The following is a 16,103-nucleotide window of genomic DNA, read 5'->3' as shown; positions in this document are numbered from 1 at the left end:
TACCGGGTTAACGCCCGGAGATCACTTCAGTGACGATGTCTTGCAGCACACCGTTATTCACCTGAATCACTGCTTTGTGCGGATCAAAACGCAGCACGCGTGAGAGCGCATCGCCGCGCTGGCTGTCCAGCAGTGAACTCACCTGCTCGCTGCGCCAGCAATGGCGCATTTGCGTAAGGGTTAAACCAGAAAGCTGCTCCAGCTGTTGCGCTACCAGCAGATCGTCGTTATCGCCGCCCAGCAGCGTGCGCACTGCCGCTTCGTCCGGTGCATCCTCTACCTGCTGCAGCCAGTTTTTCAGCTGGTGGCCTGCGGCGATAAATGGTGAATAGATCATGCAAATCAGCTGGGTTTCATTCAGACCAAAAGCCTGCTCGGCGAACTGCGCGGCGCGCTGGCGGGCGCGTTTAATCGCTTCATCGTCCTGATAACGTGCTGCCATTTCATCGATCAGCTGCGGTGGGAAATCCTTTTTCACCATTAACCCAAGCGCAAAGCGCACATATTCGCGAATGCCTTCGGCGTAGCTACGCTGTAATAGCGTCTCCGCACGCAGACCGCGAATATGTGCCATTAACGTCGGGTTGCCGCAGTCCGATTCGGAAAAGCTGAACATCAGCTCATCAAAGCGGAAATGCATAAATTCCGTCAGCAGCGCCCAGTGCGCGCCGGCCTCATAGGCGGTGTCTTGATAGATGTTGAAGAACAGCGGATCGCGCGCCAGCTGCCAGGTAATACGGTGCGCGGGGGTCACCTGATCGGCGCCGTAAATATCAGCAAAGTAGCGCTCAGCGACGCCATCTAAGGTTTGCAGGAAGCCGCTAAAGCCGCGTGACTTATCCGCCACCGGTGCATTAAACAGACGTGAAAGATGGCGCGCCCACGCCAGATAAGCGGTTTGTTCCTGCGGTGAATCGCCGGTAATGATCACATCAACGCCGCCGTCATAATGCGCTGCCAAACCAAAGGAGTTCACCATGCTGAGGTTGCAGGCATTACAAAAGGTAGAGCGCGCATCGGCACGGAAACGGTGGCCATTCATCAGCACATCGTTGCGATTCTGCTGACGTACGCTGTCTGGCATGGGCAAATGACGATCGAAAGGGCGGATTTGCAGGCCATCGGTTACCAAACATTCGGTGAAGTCATCTTCAAAGATATGCAACGCGCGATACACGCGATCAATATTTTCCATCACGCTGTCGTTCATCGCCGCATGGCGGTTGGTGCTGATGCGCAACTGAAACGTGCTGCCGTGCTGCTGCCAGATCAGTCCCTGAATGTAGCGTACATACGCCACCATATAGCTGCTGTCTTTGCCGCCGCCATAAGCCAGCAGTACGCGATTGTTTCCAGGATTGGCCGCATCGGGTAACGCGGCAAGCAGACGGCGCGAGCAACGCTGGGCTGAGTCGATAATCGTGGCAGTGAGATATTCTTCAATTTCTCTCATCATGGTGGACAGATTATTCATTTTTCACTTCATCCTTTGGCTAAGAAAATCGCAATTGTCCTGCTGGCGGCAGCGAGCGGAAAATGGGCCACGAAGGGGTTACGGAATGAATTTTTCAGCGCGCAGGGTTCTCAATTAACTAATGCAGCCTAAAGTACTTTGAATGTAATCTGGTGAATACGCACAGATCATCACGAAATAGGGTGGAACAGATGGCGGGTGAAACGGAACAGGGCAGTCGTTACCGTCAAATTGCAGAACAGATAAAACAAGCCATTCATAGCGGTTCTCTGCCGCCCGACAGCCGTTTACCTTCGGTGCGCACGCTGGCAACGCAGCACAGTGTCAGTATGACCACTGCGCTAAAAACATTACGTACGCTTGAGGATGAGCACTACGCGGTCGCGCGGCCGAAGTCCGGGTTTTTTGTCGCGCCGCGCAAGGCCGATAACGTTTTTCCGGGGGTCATCAATGAGCAAGCGCGCGACGTTGCGCCGCTCGACGAGCAAACCGAACTGCATCTGGCGATGCTGGGATCGGACTGTCGCGTGCGGCTGGATCTGGCGAACGGCGATATTTCACTCTATCCGGTCAAGAAAATCGGCTTGCTGATGCGTCAGATGGGTTACAGCAAACCGGCGCTGCTGGGGAATACGGTTAAAGGCACCGGTTATATGCCATTGAAAACCGAAATTGCCCGCCGGGCGGTGGATTATGGCTGCAATATCAGTGCAGATGACATCCTGATCACCAATGGCTGTATTGAAGCGATCTCTCTGGCGCTGCGCGCGACGACGCAGCCTGGCGATATCGTCGCAGTGGAATCGCCCTGCTATTTTGTACTGCTGCAAATGCTGCATAACCTCAATCTACGCGTGATTGAAGTGGAGGCTGGCCCGGCAGGCTACGTGAATGTTGAAAAACTGACGTCGCTATTTCAGCGCAAAGCGGTGCAGGCCTACCTCACCATTAACAACATCAATAATCCGCTGGGCAAAAGCATTCCTAACGAGCAGAAAGCGTATATCGCGCGCCAGGCCGACGAGAACGATGTGGTGATCATCGAAGATGATATTTTTGGCGATACCGCCTTTGGCGAGCGTCGGCCGTTCCCGATGCGCGCCTTCAGCCCAAATGCCATTTTGTGCAGCGGCTTCTCGAAAACCGTCGCGCCCGGCATACGTATTGGCTGGGTGCACAGCAGCAACTACATGCGCAAAATCGCCTCGCTGAAATACACCACCAGCATGGGAACCTCGGTGCTGTCGCAGGCGGCAATTGCCGAACTGCTGCGCAGCGGCGGCTACGACGCCCATCTGCGCAAGCTGCGGCGCGAGCTGAAAAACCAAATCCAGCACATGCGCCAGGCGGTGCTGCGCTACTTCCCGCCGGGCACGCGCGTCTCCGATCCCGAAGGAGGATATGTGTTATGGGTGGAGATGCCATTGGGCGCGTTGAACGTGCGCGCGCTGTTTCTCAAGGCGCGTAATGCAGGCATCGGTATTGCACCGGGGCATATTTTCGCCACTGATGACCGCTACGATCACTGTTTCCGACTCAACGCCGGCTTTGGCTGGAATGCCGAAGTGGAGCAGGCGATTCAGCAGCTGGGGCAGTGGTGCCAGTTGTCGTTGGGGGCGGCGATGTAAATATACTCTGAGGAAAGGGTCGCGTTAATAGCATAAACGGCAAAGGAACAATGACTTTGTCGCTACTCTCCATCTACGAATTAATAGATTCATTAAATACTTCCTTTAATATTAGTAACTACGCTCATTGCTCTGATTAACGTTAATCTTGATATCTGCCAGGAATAAAATCGCAAAAAAATAGCACGAACCTGGTCATTTAAATTAAATCTAAAAAACAATAATTTAGCCAAATAATACGCTATTTTATTGGATTCTTATTACAAGACCAGCTAATTAGTTCCGAGAAAAACCGCTTTGCACGAAATAAAAAGTGAGGTATTAATCTCCTCGCTGAATAGGTATGTGGGATTACAATATTGAACAAAGGAGTTGTTTATGAAAGTAATTGAGAGAGAATTACTGAGCTTCATTTCTGGTGGTGGTGGTCGTAACGATCCCCCTCGGGGCTCAAATAGTAAAAACAATAGCAATAACGGTGGCGCTGGAGGTAGCTCAGGTTACAACAGCGGCTATGTGGTTGGTTGTAATAATGGCATCATTGGCGGCACTATTGCTGGGGCCGCTGGTGGAATCGTCGGCGCAGGCCTGGGAATGGTCGGTGGCGCGATAGCCGGGGGTTGTTTCACAGGCAGTGGCAACGGTAATAATAACGGTAACAGTAATTCCTCTGGAAATTGTAATTCAGGTGGGATGGGCGGTTCCTGCAGCCGATAGATAACCCTCACCCGCTCCTTATTTGCGAGCGGGTAAATAGGAGTTAGACGTGTTCTTTTTATTCAAGAATTTTGTTTTTTTTGTGTTTTTGATGACTGGTTTTTTATTTATTAGTGGCGCTGGGGTTGTTGCAGAATTCTTCATTTACACCCCGCCACCTGAGTTGTCAAAATTGGTCGTCATTATCAGTTCATTATTATCCTTTGTTGCTCTGGCTCATAAGGTAAACAGTTTTTTAGCAAAAAAATACAAAGTGTCATGATGACGATATAATGCTAAGGGAAAAGGCTTGTGGAAACAAACACTAAAAAAGAAGGTTTGTTAAACCTATCTCTTTTTCTTTTGATGTTTCTACTGACAGCTGTTCCGTTGCTTTTTCCCAATCGAAGAGAATTAATTGCGTCTGAATTGTTTTTACCGTATGGCTTTATAGTTGAGTTTTTTGTAATTGTGCCCGTTTATCTATTTAAATTTCAGAAGAAAGAGGGGTTCGGTGTCGGTAACTTTACACTAATGCAATTTGTTATGTTTTTTGCTTTAATTTTAATCATCCAGTTTGTTATACCAAAGGTACTTTTTAACACAGGCGAAGTCGTTGTCAGCCATCAGCAGATTTCGCTACCGCTCTATACGCTTATTCTCACGCAAATATCTTATATTTTGATGGTGCCAGTTTATGAAGAGATAGCCATCAGAGGCGGGTTATTTGGCGCGTTAACTGTTTTTTCTAACAGTAAAATATTTTCTGCGCTTGTAACGTCCTTAATTTTTTCGCTGCTGCACACCCAGTATTCTGGGTTTAAGCCTTTCTTTCTTCTCTATCTTATTTCTTTAACGCTGGTTGCTGCGAGAGTCTTGTCAAAGGGATTATTATTACCTGTATTGCTGCATGTCTTTATGAACGGCATTGTGGTCAATGGACATTATCTATTCGGCCACTAAAAAATGAGTAAGGAATACTAAATTGTTTCGCCAGGAAGCGGTTGAGAATCACAGAATGAAATGGCGCGGTCGAGCCTTGCTGCTCCCCGGCATCCCTTTTTGGCTCATTGCGGGGCTGTCTCTCTTTTTTATTACTCTATTCCTGACCTTTGTTATTGCTAGCACTTATACCCGACGGATCAACGTCACGGGAGAAATATCCACTTATCCTCGCGCAGCTAATGTCTATTCCAGCGTTCAGGGTGTCGTGGTTAAGCAGTTCGTTACTGCAGGGCAGATGATTGAAACGGGTGCACCCATTTACCAAATAGACGTCAGCAAAACTACTCACAACGGCGTGGTCAGTGAAAATCAACGCCGGGATATTGATCACCAGCTTGAACGTATTGCACAGATTATTAGCCGGCTTGAAAGCAGCAAGAAAGCCACTCTCGACATGCTGGAAAAACAAAAAGAGCAGTATGCCGGCGCGTTATTGCGCTCTACTGACATCCTCCGCCGCGCCCAGGAAGGGATCGGTATTATTAAGGAGAATATGGATAACTATCGGCGTTATCAGCTCCGGGGATTAGTAAATAAAGATCAACTTACCAACCAAGTAGCACTGTATTACCAACAGCAAAATAATCTCCTCGGACTATCAAGCCAGAATGATCAAAATGCGCTGCAAGTCACGGCGTTGGAGAGCCAGATATATACTCAGGGCGCTGAATTTGACAATCAGATTTACCAGATGGAACTGCAGCGTTTTGAATTGCAAAAAGAACAACTCAACATTGATGCCGGTGGAACCATCATTGTGCGAGCGCTGGCTGCTGGCCGTATCGATTCGCTGAGCGTTACGGTTGGACAGATGGTTAACGCTGGCGACAGTTTGCTGCAAATTCTCCCTCACACTATCGACCATTACGCCCTAGTGTTGTGGGTGCCCAATGACGCAATCCCTTATCTCACCCTCGGCGATCGGGTCAATATTCGCTATGAAGCCTTCCCTGCGGAGAAATTTGGTCAGTTTGCTGGCACCGTTACTGCCATCTCCAGAGCACCCGCATCACCGCAGGAAATGCTGACCTACCAGGGCGCACCCCGATCGGCATTAACTGCCGCGATCCCCTATTACAAAGTCATCGTCAGGCCAGAAAAGCCGGTTGTTATGTATGGCGGTAAACGTCTGAGTTTGGAGAACGGCATTAAAGCACAGAGCACGCTGTTCCTTGAAAAAAGGAGGCTATATCAATGGATGTTTTCGCCGTTCTACGACATGAAACACAGCGTTATGGGGCCAGTCAATGAGTAGATTGACCTGCAAAACGCTGGTCGGTCAGCTGGAATTATGGCTGCGCCACCGTGTCCCAATGATCCACCAAACCGAGTCAGCCGAGTGCGGTCTGGCCTGCCTTGCAATGATCTGCGGATACTACGGCAAGAATGTTGATTTGATAGCGCTGCGACGGCAGTTCAACCTCTCGGCTCGCGGCACTACGCTGTCGGCACTGACGGGGATAGCTGATCAGCTAGGGCTGAGCACCCGACCGCTATCACTCGATATCGACGAGTTAGGCGCATTGAAGATACCGTGCATCTTGCACTGGGAATTCAACCATTTTGTCGTACTGGTAAGCATCCGGCGGAATGGTGTGGTGCTACACGATCCGGCGCGCGGCCGCCGGACGGTCAGCTTCGCAGAGCTGTCGAAAAATTTTAGCGGTGTGGCGCTCGAAGCCTGCCCAGGCAGCACATTTACCGCCGACAGCGTCCACAACAAAATCAGCTTCCGTACTCTGATCGCTAGCGTGCACGGCCTCAAGACCGTACTCGGCAAAATACTTTGCTTATCACTGGTGTTCGAGACCATCAATCTTGTGATGCCGGTCGGCACGCAGCTGGTGATGGATCACGCCATACCCGCAGGCGATCGGGGTTTACTGACCTTAATCTGTGCTGGATTACTCTTTTTTATCCTGCTGCGTGCTGCCGTGGGGATGGGACGCGCCTGGACCGCGCTGGTTATGGCAACGTTTATCAACGTGCAGTGGCAATCCGGCCTGTTCAATCATCTGGTACGCCTGCCGCTTGGTTACTTTGAGCGGCGTAAGTTGGGTGATATTCAGTCTCGATTCGCTTCACTGGATACGCTGCGCAGCACCTTCACTACCAGCATCGTTGGCGGCATTATGGACAGCATCATGGTGATTGGCGTGCTGGTGATGATGGTTCTGTATGGCGGCTGGCTGACCTGGATCGTGATAGCGTTTACCACCTTTTATGTTCTGCTGCGCCTGGTAACCTACGAGTATTACCGGCAACTTTCTGAAGAGTTATTGGTCAGGGAAGCGCGCGCCAGCTCGTATTTTATGGAAACACTCTATGGCATTGCCGCCGTCAAAATGCAGGGCATGGCTCAGCGCCGCGTCTCCCACTGGCTGAATCTCGAAATCGATTCAATTAACACCGGTATTCGCGTCACCAAAATGGATATGCTGTTTGGCGGTATCAGTACCTTTATTGCCGCCTGCGATCAGGTTGTTGTTCTGTGGATGGGAACCCTCCTCGTGATCGATAACCAGATAACGATGGGTATGTTTGTCGCATTTGGCGTTTTTCGCGCACAGTTCTCAGACCGCGTTGGGTCGCTGACAGAATTTTTACTGCAGCTACGCATGATGAGTCTGCATAACGAGCGCATTGCCGACATTGCTCTGCACCCGCGGGAAAATTATAGACCTGAGCTCTGCTACGAAGCGAGACTGCAACCAATGGGGCTGGTAACCCATGCGCTGAGCTACCGCTACGACAGCCAGTCTCCGGCAATATTTGATGCACTGAACATTTCGATCTTACCGGGAGAGTGCGTGGCGATTGTCGGCTCGTCCGGTTCGGGAAAATCCACGCTGTTGAAAGTACTGTGCGGTTTATTTTCTCCTACAAGTGGCTGTGTCGAGGTGGATGGCGTTGATATCCAGCAAATCGGTATCAACAACTATCACAAGATGATCGCCTGCGTGATGCAGGACGATAAACTGTTCTGCGGCTCAGTCCGGGAGAATATTTGCAGCTTTGCAGAGGAAATAGATGAAGCGTGGATGAAGGAGTGTGCTCGAGCCAGCTATTTGCATGAGGTTATTACGCGTATGCCAATGGGATATGAAACGCTGATTGGTGAATTGGGCGAAGGGCTGTCTGGCGGGCAAAAGCAGCGGTTGTTCATCGCCCGGGCATTGTACAAGAAACCTGCGATTCTATTTCTGGACGAGGCCACCAGCGCACTGGACAAAGAGAGTGAAGCAATGGTGAATCAGGCAATCAAAAAACTGAGCATTACGCGGTTAATCATCGCACACCGAGAGAGCACGATAGCATCAGCAGATAGAGTTATTACGCTAAAGTCATGTAATTGACGACCTTACAACTGACCTGAGCCAGGTACGCATTCAGGCGCACCTGGCTACAACGCGGAATTTTTTACTCGCCGTTAAACGCGTTTTCCAACTCTTGCGCCAGAATTTGCACCGCGCGCTCAATCTTCTGCGCATCCGGCACGTAGTTCATGCGCATGCATTGATGGGTATGCGGCCATTCATGTTCCAGGCCGGGGAAGAAGAAGTGGCCGGGCACCATCAGTACGCCGCGCGCTTTCAGGCGCTGATAGAGCGTTTCGGTGCTAATAGGCAGATCGCGGAACCACAGCCACAGGAAAATGGCGCCTTCAGGTTTATGAATCAGACAGCGATCTTCCGGCAAATAGCGGCGCAGAATGGCAATCGTCTCGCTGACTTTGGCCTGATAGAACGGCTTAATCACCTCTTCTGACAGACGCAGCAAATCTCCGCGTACGATCATCTCATTGGCAATCGCCGGCCCAATGCTGCCCGGCGCGAGGCTGATAATGCCGTTCATGTTACCAATGGCGGCGATGGTGCTTTCATCGGCGACGATAATGCCACAGCGCGCACCCGGCAGGCCGAGTTTCGACAGGCTCATGCACAGAATGGTATTCGGGTTCCACAGCGGTCGCGCTTCGCTAAAGATGATGCCCGGGAACGGCACGCCGTAAGCGTTATCAATCAGCAATGGAACGCCGTGCTGCTGTGCCAGCGCATCGAGCTGCAGCAGTTCGTCATCGGTGATCACGTTGCCGGTCGGATTGGTCGGACGCGAAACGCAGATCAGCCCGATATCATCATTCAGCGGCAGGTGATCGAAATCGACGTGATATTTGAATTGGCCTTCCGGCAGCAGCTCAATGTTCGGTTTGGCGGAGACAAACAGATCCTCTTCCAGTCCGGCATCGGCGTAGCCAAGATATTCCGGCGCTAACGGGAACAGCACGCGTTTTTTGCTGCCATCGGCGCGACGTCCGGCGAACAGATTAAAGAGATAGAAAAACGCACTCTGGCTGCCGTTGGTCAGCGCAATATTTTGCGCGGTTAACGGCCAGCCGAGTTCCTCACGCAGCATCTTCGCCAGCGCTTCCAGCAGCAGCGCTTTGCCGCGCGGGCCGTCGTAGTTACACAGCGCTTCGCTCAGCTTGCCGTCCTGATGCATCTGCAGCAGCAGTTGATGGAAGTAGTCGTTCATCGCCGGGATTTGCGCGGGATTACCGCCGCCCAGCATGATGGTACCGGGCGTGCGCAGGCCTTCACCCATGTCTTCCATCAGACGGGAGATGCCGGAATGTTGAGTAAATTTGTCGCCGAACTGAGAAAAGGACATAGGAAGTTAAAACGTTGTGAAATCGAATGGGGAACCACCATAGCGCCCGCCGCTGGCAGGCGCAATGGGTAAAGCAGCCGGCTTAGCGTTGGATCTGTGGGTTCACACAGTTTTTCTCCACTTTACCGCTTAGGGCTGCAATCAGATTATCAACCGCGTCGCGCGCCATGCCATAACGGGTTTCATGGGTGGCAGACCCAATGTGTGGCAGGGCCACCACGTTTGGCAGCGTTAAAATCTCGGCATCGGCAGGCACCGGCTCAACTTCGAAAACATCAAGCCCAGCGGCATGAATTGTGCCGTCTTTCAGTGCGGCGGTCAGCGCCTGCTCATCGACTACCGGGCCGCGACCGGCATTGATCAGGATTGCACTTGGCTTCATCAGCTTGAGCTGCGCCGCGCCAATCATATGGTGCGTCTGTTCGGTTAACGGCAGGCTGATGCAGACAAAATCACTCTCTTTCAGCAAGGTTTCGAGATCGCAGGCGCGCGCGCCAAAGCGGGTTTCGGCTTCTTCATGCTGACGGCGCGCATTGTAGAGAATATTCATACCGAAGCCGAAATGTGCTCGTTGCGCCAGCGCCAGACCGATGCGGCCCATGCCAAGAATACCGAGGGTTTTGTGGTGCACATCAATGCCGAAATGATCCGGGCCAATACTCGCTTTCCATTCGCCGCCCTTCACCCACTTATCCAGCTCGGTAACACGACGTGCAGTGCTTAATACCAGCGCCATCATGGTATCGGCGACGGTTTCGGTCAGCACGGTTGGCGTATGCATCAGTAATACGTTGCGTTGATTCAGTGCATCGACATCAAAATTATCGTATCCCACCGATACGGTTGAGCAGGCGCGCAGCGCGGGCATTTTTGCCAGCAGATCGCCATTTACTTTGCCGCCAGAGCCAAGTAAACCTTGCGCCTGTTCGAACTGTGCCTGGTGCTGCTGGATAGTTTCCGCGGAAATATCATCTACTTCAGTGACGGAGAAATGACCGTCCAGCTTGGCGCGCAGGTCATCTGGCAGGCTCTTATACAGAATCACAGCAGGTTTCATCTTTTGCTCCCTTTAAAATGTTGGGGAGGCCTTGCGGCCTCCCGAATCGATTACGCGTGCTTCGCCCCGTGGACGGGCGGCGAGGTTTTGTTCTGGGCGGGTTTCACGACAAGCGTTAGCCAAACCGAAGCCAGCAGCGCTGCACCCATGAAAATGTAGGAGGCAGCAGGGCTGCCGGTAGCCCCATTAAGATAGCCTACAATCCACGATCCAATGAAGGAACCGAGCGCGCCCATACTGTTTATCAATGCCATAGCCCCGCCGGCGACGTTGCGCGGCAGCATCTCGGGAATGATGGCGAAGAAGGGGCCGTACGGTGCATACATCGCACCACCAGCGATCACCAGCAGCGTATACGACAGCCAGAAGTTGCTGGAACCGACCAGATACGAACCGAGGAAAGCCAGCGCGCCAATCAGCAGCAGCGGCCAGACAAACAGTTTACGGTTCTGGGTTTTATCGGACGCCCACGACACCACGATCATCGCAATGGTCGCCACCAGATACGGCACGGCAGAAAGCCAACCGGCTTCCACCATACCCATCTGCGAACCATTGCGCAGAATGGATGGCAACCACAGTACGAAGCCATACACGCCGATGCTCCAGGCAAAATATTGCAGGCACAGCAGGATGACGTTGCGATTGCGGAACGCTTCACCGTAGTTACGTACCGCTTTAATGCCTTCCTGCTCTTTTTGCAGCTGCGCCTGCAGCGCCGCTTTCTCGCTTTCGCTCATCCATTTGGCCTGCGCAGGTTTGTCCTGCACCATAAACCACCAGGCCACCGCCCAGATGACCGCCGGGATGCCTTCAAAGATAAACATTTCGCGCCAGCCAAAGGATTCAATCAGATAGCCAGAAACCACCGACATCCACAGCACCGTGACCGGATTACCGAGAATCAGGAAAGTATTGGCGCGCGAACGCTCTGATTTGGTAAACCAGTTGCTGATATAGATCAGCATTGCTGGCATCACCGCCGCTTCCACCACGCCGAGCACAAAGCGAATCGCCGCCAGCATCGGGATGTTACTGACGATGCCGGTCAGCGAGGCGCAGCCGCCCCATAAAATCAGGCACCAGAAAATCAGTTTCTTAACGCTGCGGCGTTCGGCATACAGCGCGCCGGGGATCTGGAAGAAGAAGTAGCCGAGGAAGAACAGGGCGCCCAGCAGCGATGACATGCCTTTGGTGATGCCGAGATCTTCATTAATCCCTGCGGCAGAGGCGAAGCTGAAGTTCGCCCGGTCCAGATACGCCAGACTGTAGGTGATAAACACGATGGGCATGATAAACCACCAGCGTTTTGGCGCGATTGTCTGCGATTTCATGGGTGACTCCTCTGGTTGAGGTGGGCGCATTCTATGGATGCGCCTCGGAATATCGTTGTTGTAGGTACAGACTATTTTTGAATCTTTGTCAGGTGGTCGCCATGAATGACAACCCTACAAAAACCGCACTGACGTTGGGTGGTCGCCATGAATGGCGACCCTACAAAACCGCACCAATCTCGTAGGGTCGCCATTTATGGCGACCAGGGTTTTGAATACGGAATCGTGCTTAGTAATCGCCCAGCGCCGCGCGGGTCGGCAGGCCTTCGCTATCGCCGGCGACCTGAATCGCCAGTGAACCGATTTTGTTGCCGCGCAAAATCGCCTGCGGCAGCGTTTTTCCTTCCAGCAAGGCGCTTATCAGACCAACGGCAAATCCATCGCCGGCACCCACGGTATCGACCACGTTTGCCACATGAATTGGCGCCACCTGACCCTGCTCACCGCTGGCGGTTTTGTACCAGGCGCCATCGCCGCCGGTTTTAATCACCACCGCTTTCACCCCTTTATCGAGGTAGAAGTCGGCAATGGCTTCAGGCTGACTGAAGCCGGTGAGAATCAACCCCTCTTTCTCACCCGGCAGCACCCAATCGGCATATTCCGCTAAATGGTTCAGCTGCTTGCGCATCTCCTCTTCGCTGCGCCATAGCACCGGACGCAGATTAGGATCAAAGGAGATGGTTTTGCCACGTGCGCGCATCTCTTTCGCCGCGTGTTGTGCCAGCTGAAGTGACGTATCAGAGATCGCAGCCGCCACGCCGCTTAAGTGCAGGTGGCGCGCGTGACCAAAATAGTCGTCGTTGAAATCATCTGGCGATAGGTGGCTGGCGGCCGAACCTTTACGGAAATACTCCACTTCCGGATCGGAGCCATCATCAACGCGAGATTTAAGCTGGAAGCCAGTGCGATAGCGCGCATCGGTGGTGACGCAGCGGTGATCGACGCCCTCTTTTTCCAGCTGCTGCAGCGTAAAGCGGCCAAAACTGTCGTCGCCGACCCGGCTGACCCAACCCACGTTCAACCCGAGACGTGCCAGGCCAATCGCCACGTTGAGCTCGGCGCCGGCGATGCGTTTGATGAAGCCTTCAGCCGCCGCGAGATCGCCGGTTTGTTGGGCAATAAACATCGCCATCGCTTCGCCAATCGTCACCACATCCAGCGTTTTTTGCGTCATCATCGGTTCCTTACGCTGCACGCAGCAGGTCAACGTAATGGCGGGTCACCGCCAGCAAATCCGCACCTTCCAGCGGGAATTCGATACCGCGCGGTGCATCGGCGGGCAGCGCGTTGAGCAGCGAACGCCAGCTGTCATCGGCGTCATCCAGCGCGATGGCGCGGAAAGTGTCGCCATGCGGCACGGCGGCCTTAACGTGAATATAGCTGACATAACGGCTGAGCTGGGCCGCGGCCTGCAAACCCTCTTCACCCGTCCACTGCCAGTTGCCCATATCGAAGGTCATATCCAGCGGCAGAGCCGCATCGCAGGCTTGATGGAAGAAGCGCAGCATCGGCGCCAGTTTGCTGTCAGGTGTTTGGTCGTTTTCCACCACCAGCGTCACGTTTGACGCCTGCAACACGGCGAGCAGCGGGGTGACGTCCAAAGCAACGAAATGCCCTAACGCCAGCTTCAGGCGTTTAGCACCGATCTGCTCAGCTTCGTGCAGAAACTGGGCCAGACGTGGATTTAGTGCGCCATCATCCAGCCACAGCGCTTCCGGCACGGAATAGCTGGCGCTGAGCTGATGCTGGGAAATCGCGTTGCCCAGCGCGTGCAGCAGGCAGAGTTCACTGTCACTGAAGAGCTCGCGACGGATTTCTATGCCATCCGCGCCTGCTTTTTTTATCAGCGGCAGCAGCGCAGCCTGGCCGCCAAGTTCCGCTACTTTCTGCGCGCCGTATGCGGCAGATACAACAATAATTTCTGGTTTCATCGCTTCTCTCCGGGCATGACCACATCCCATTCGTTGTAAAAAAGCTAAATGGAACCGGTTCCAAAAGAAAGGCGCAGACTGCGGAAGTATGATCATGCTCACGAAGTGAGCCACAAATAAGGGGTTAGCGTAGCGGCTGGCTGGAGCCACGCACGATCAGTTCGCCGGAGAAGAGCTGCTCACGGATCGCCGTCTCGCTGCCTTCAATACGCGCGATCACTTGCTCCAGCGCGGCATAGCCAATTTGCCAGGTGGGCTGCTTCAGGGTGGTAATGCCAACCCCCGCCAGCGCGGCCCACTCCAGTTCATCGAAACCGAGCAGGCCGATAGATTCGCCCCAGCGCAGTTGCAAGCGTTGCAGTGCACGCGCGACTTGCAAGGTGAGCGCGCCGTTAGCCGCGATTACCGCACAATTTTTACCCGGATGGCGCTGGTGGAAGTCACGTAACAGCGTTTCCAGCGCATCGGGCTGATGCAGCGCCACTTCGGCATTCTCCGCTTGCACGTGTGCGGCGTTTTTTACCGTGTCATAGAAGGCGCGCAGACGTTCGCGACGCGTGTTGACGCTGCCCAGCGGTTCACTGAGAAAGAGCAGCGCCTGATAGCCATTCTCCAGCAGATGCTGTGTGGCAATGTTCGACGCTTCAAGGTTGTTCAACCCAACCACATCGCAGGCGAAGTCGGGGATTTTACGGTCGATCAACACCATTGGCAGCATCGATTGCTGTAGCCGATTCAACACCTCTTCATGCATACCTACCGCATTCACCACAATACCTTCAACCTGATAGCTGCTCAGCAGCTGCAGATAATGCTGCTCGAGATCGACTTCATTGTTGGTATTACACATCAACAGAGTAAAACCCTGCGCGCGGCAGGCCGCTTCGATGCCGCTTAGCACATCCACCGAGTAGGGATTGGTAATATCGGCAATGATCAGGCCGATCAAACGGGTGCGGCCGCGTTTGAGCCCGCGCGCCATCTGGCTGGGACGATAGTTGAGTTCGGCGATGGCCTGTTCGATACGGGCTTTGAGATCGGGCGAGAGGAGATTCACTTCGCCATTGAGGTAGCGTGAAACGCTGGTTTTACCGGTTTTTGCCGTACGGGCAACGTCACTGATTGTGGCTCGTGGCGGCCTGGTTTTCATTGCTTACACCTGCTGTAAAGAAACAGGCGAAGACTAACACAGCTCGCGCCTGGCGCAATCATTGCGCGTCAGAAGTGAGGCGCAATACCGGTTGCCACAGCGTCTGCAACTGGTTAACAGGGGTATCATTAAGCAGCTGTAGCACCATTTCCGCGATGCGCTCGCCGATGCGCTGCTGTGAGAGTTGCAGAATAGTATTGACCGGCTGATCGATGATTGAGTCATGCGGTAAACCATCGTAAACATACAGCGGGATAGCCTGCGCGCCCTTCAGCCTCGCAGCCTGCTGCAGGGCAATCGCGGCACCTTCACCCAGCGTACTGCAATCGGTAATGATCGCCTGCGGCGCATCGCCTTGTGCCAGCCAGGCATTGGTTTGCTGATAGCCGGAGCGGCGCGTAGCGGGCAACGCTGCCATCAATGATTGATCGACCGGCGCCTGGTGTTGGATTAACGCATCGATAAACCCCTGGCGGCGATCGAGGGTGAAAGTCGAGAATTCATTACTGCCGAGATAGGCGAGGCGCGGTAATCCTTGTTGCAGGCAGTGTTCTACCGCCAGAAAGGTGCCAGCGTGGTTATCGTAATCAATCCAGGCATAAGGCTGTGGCAGCTCGCTGCGGCCGAGTGTCAAAAAGCGAAACCCCTTCTGCTGCAAGCGTTGCAGGCGCGCATCCTGCGGCAGCGTGTGGGTCAGAATCAGTGCATCAATCGCGCCGCTGCGCATCATACGCATCAGCTTACGGTGCTGATCGTGAGATTTATCGGGCAGCAGCAGCAAATCAATATCGTGTTGAGCAAGGCATTGATCCAGCGTCAGCAGCATTTGGCTGTAATAGCTGTCATTGAGCGAAGCATGGCTGATAGGAAACACCAAACCCACCGCATTAGCGCGCCCGGTTTTCAGGCGGCGAGCAGCATCATTAGGGCGATAACCGCGCGCATGCGCTTCTTCTTCAATGCGTTTACGGGTGGTGGCGGCTACATCGTCATAGCCATTTAGCGCCCGGCTCACGGTGGTAACAGAGAGGCCAAGGGTAGCAGCGATGGCTTTTAGCGACATGATGACGTTCCATTGATCAAATTTTGATCACGCTAGCATAAAGGAAACGGCGGCTCTAGAAGTGGACGATTTTTTAGCTTTTTCTAACAAATAT

The 16,103-nt window shown here is 53.3% G+C and carries 13 protein-coding genes; 5 read left to right on the top strand and 8 right to left on the bottom strand.

Annotated features, from left to right (window positions below; genetic code table 11):
• Positions 1 to 7: 7 nt before the first annotated feature.
• Positions 8 to 1,474 carry a hypothetical protein gene (locus AAGR08_RS18475; RefSeq protein ID WP_345827610.1) on the bottom strand — a complete coding sequence of 489 codons (1,467 nt, stop codon included), beginning with the start codon at positions 1,472 to 1,474 and terminating at the stop codon, positions 8 to 10.
• Positions 1,475 to 1,665: 191 nt separating this feature from the next.
• On the opposite strand from AAGR08_RS18475, the gene AAGR08_RS18470 reads away from it, so the two are divergent.
• The 5 genes from AAGR08_RS18470 to AAGR08_RS18450 all read left to right on the top strand — a co-directional run bounded on the left by AAGR08_RS18470 (position 1,666) and on the right by AAGR08_RS18450 (position 8,159).
• Positions 1,666 to 3,102, top strand: a complete 1,437-nt coding sequence (locus AAGR08_RS18470; RefSeq protein WP_345827608.1) for a PLP-dependent aminotransferase family protein — start codon at positions 1,666 to 1,668, stop codon at positions 3,100 to 3,102.
• Between the two features lie 378 nt (positions 3,103 to 3,480).
• Positions 3,481 to 3,819, top strand: a complete 339-nt coding sequence (locus AAGR08_RS18465; RefSeq protein WP_345827606.1) for a hypothetical protein — start codon at positions 3,481 to 3,483, stop codon at positions 3,817 to 3,819.
• Positions 3,820 to 4,110: 291 nt separating this feature from the next.
• Positions 4,111 to 4,761: a CPBP family intramembrane glutamic endopeptidase gene (locus AAGR08_RS18460; protein WP_345827604.1), complete on the top strand. Its 651-nt coding sequence runs from the start codon at positions 4,111 to 4,113 to the stop codon at positions 4,759 to 4,761.
• A 22-nt stretch (positions 4,762 to 4,783) separates the two neighbouring features.
• On the top strand, positions 4,784 to 6,058 hold the full coding sequence (locus AAGR08_RS18455; RefSeq protein ID WP_345827602.1) for an HlyD family secretion protein: 1,275 nt from the start codon (positions 4,784 to 4,786) through the stop codon (positions 6,056 to 6,058).
• Positions 6,051 to 8,159 carry a peptidase domain-containing ABC transporter gene (locus AAGR08_RS18450; RefSeq protein WP_345827600.1) on the top strand — a complete coding sequence of 703 codons (2,109 nt, stop codon included), beginning with the start codon at positions 6,051 to 6,053 and terminating at the stop codon, positions 8,157 to 8,159. The genes AAGR08_RS18455 and AAGR08_RS18450 overlap by 8 nt, the downstream gene beginning before the upstream one ends.
• Positions 8,160 to 8,223: 64 nt before the next feature.
• Here AAGR08_RS18450 and AAGR08_RS18445 read toward each other — a convergent pair whose 3' ends face one another.
• From AAGR08_RS18445 to AAGR08_RS18415, 7 genes are all read right to left on the bottom strand, one after another.
• Entirely contained in the window at positions 8,224 to 9,474 is a 1,251-nt protein-coding gene (locus tag AAGR08_RS18445; protein WP_097095464.1) for a valine--pyruvate transaminase, read from the bottom strand.
• A gap of 82 nt (positions 9,475 to 9,556) precedes the next feature.
• Complete coding sequence (gene ghrB, locus AAGR08_RS18440) at positions 9,557 to 10,531, bottom strand: glyoxylate/hydroxypyruvate reductase GhrB (RefSeq protein WP_345827599.1); 975 nt, start codon at positions 10,529 to 10,531, stop codon at positions 9,557 to 9,559.
• Between the two features lie 50 nt (positions 10,532 to 10,581).
• Entirely contained in the window at positions 10,582 to 11,865 is a 1,284-nt protein-coding gene (locus AAGR08_RS18435; RefSeq protein WP_097095462.1) for an MFS transporter, read from the bottom strand.
• A gap of 229 nt (positions 11,866 to 12,094) precedes the next feature.
• A complete protein-coding gene (locus tag AAGR08_RS18430; RefSeq protein WP_097095461.1) occupies positions 12,095 to 13,039 on the bottom strand; it encodes a sugar kinase in 945 nt (314 codons plus the stop codon).
• Positions 13,040 to 13,049: 10 nt separating this feature from the next.
• Positions 13,050 to 13,796 (bottom strand): xylose isomerase, encoded by a 747-nt coding sequence (locus AAGR08_RS18425; protein WP_097095460.1) that lies wholly within the window; start codon positions 13,794 to 13,796, stop codon positions 13,050 to 13,052.
• Between the two features lie 124 nt (positions 13,797 to 13,920).
• Entirely contained in the window at positions 13,921 to 14,946 is a 1,026-nt protein-coding gene (locus tag AAGR08_RS18420; protein WP_345827598.1) for a LacI family DNA-binding transcriptional regulator, read from the bottom strand.
• Positions 14,947 to 15,004: 58 nt separating this feature from the next.
• On the bottom strand, positions 15,005 to 16,009 hold the full coding sequence (locus AAGR08_RS18415; protein WP_345827597.1) for a LacI family DNA-binding transcriptional regulator: 1,005 nt from the start codon (positions 16,007 to 16,009) through the stop codon (positions 15,005 to 15,007).
• Between the last annotated feature and the right edge of the window lie 94 nt (positions 16,010 to 16,103).

It is taken from the genome of Pantoea sp. BRR-3P (genome assembly GCF_039621635.1).
Classification (GTDB): domain Bacteria; phylum Pseudomonadota; class Gammaproteobacteria; order Enterobacterales; family Enterobacteriaceae; genus Pantoea; species Pantoea floridensis.
The sequence above is the reverse complement of the archived record's forward strand: the minus strand, read 5'-3'. Positions and strand labels throughout refer to the sequence as shown.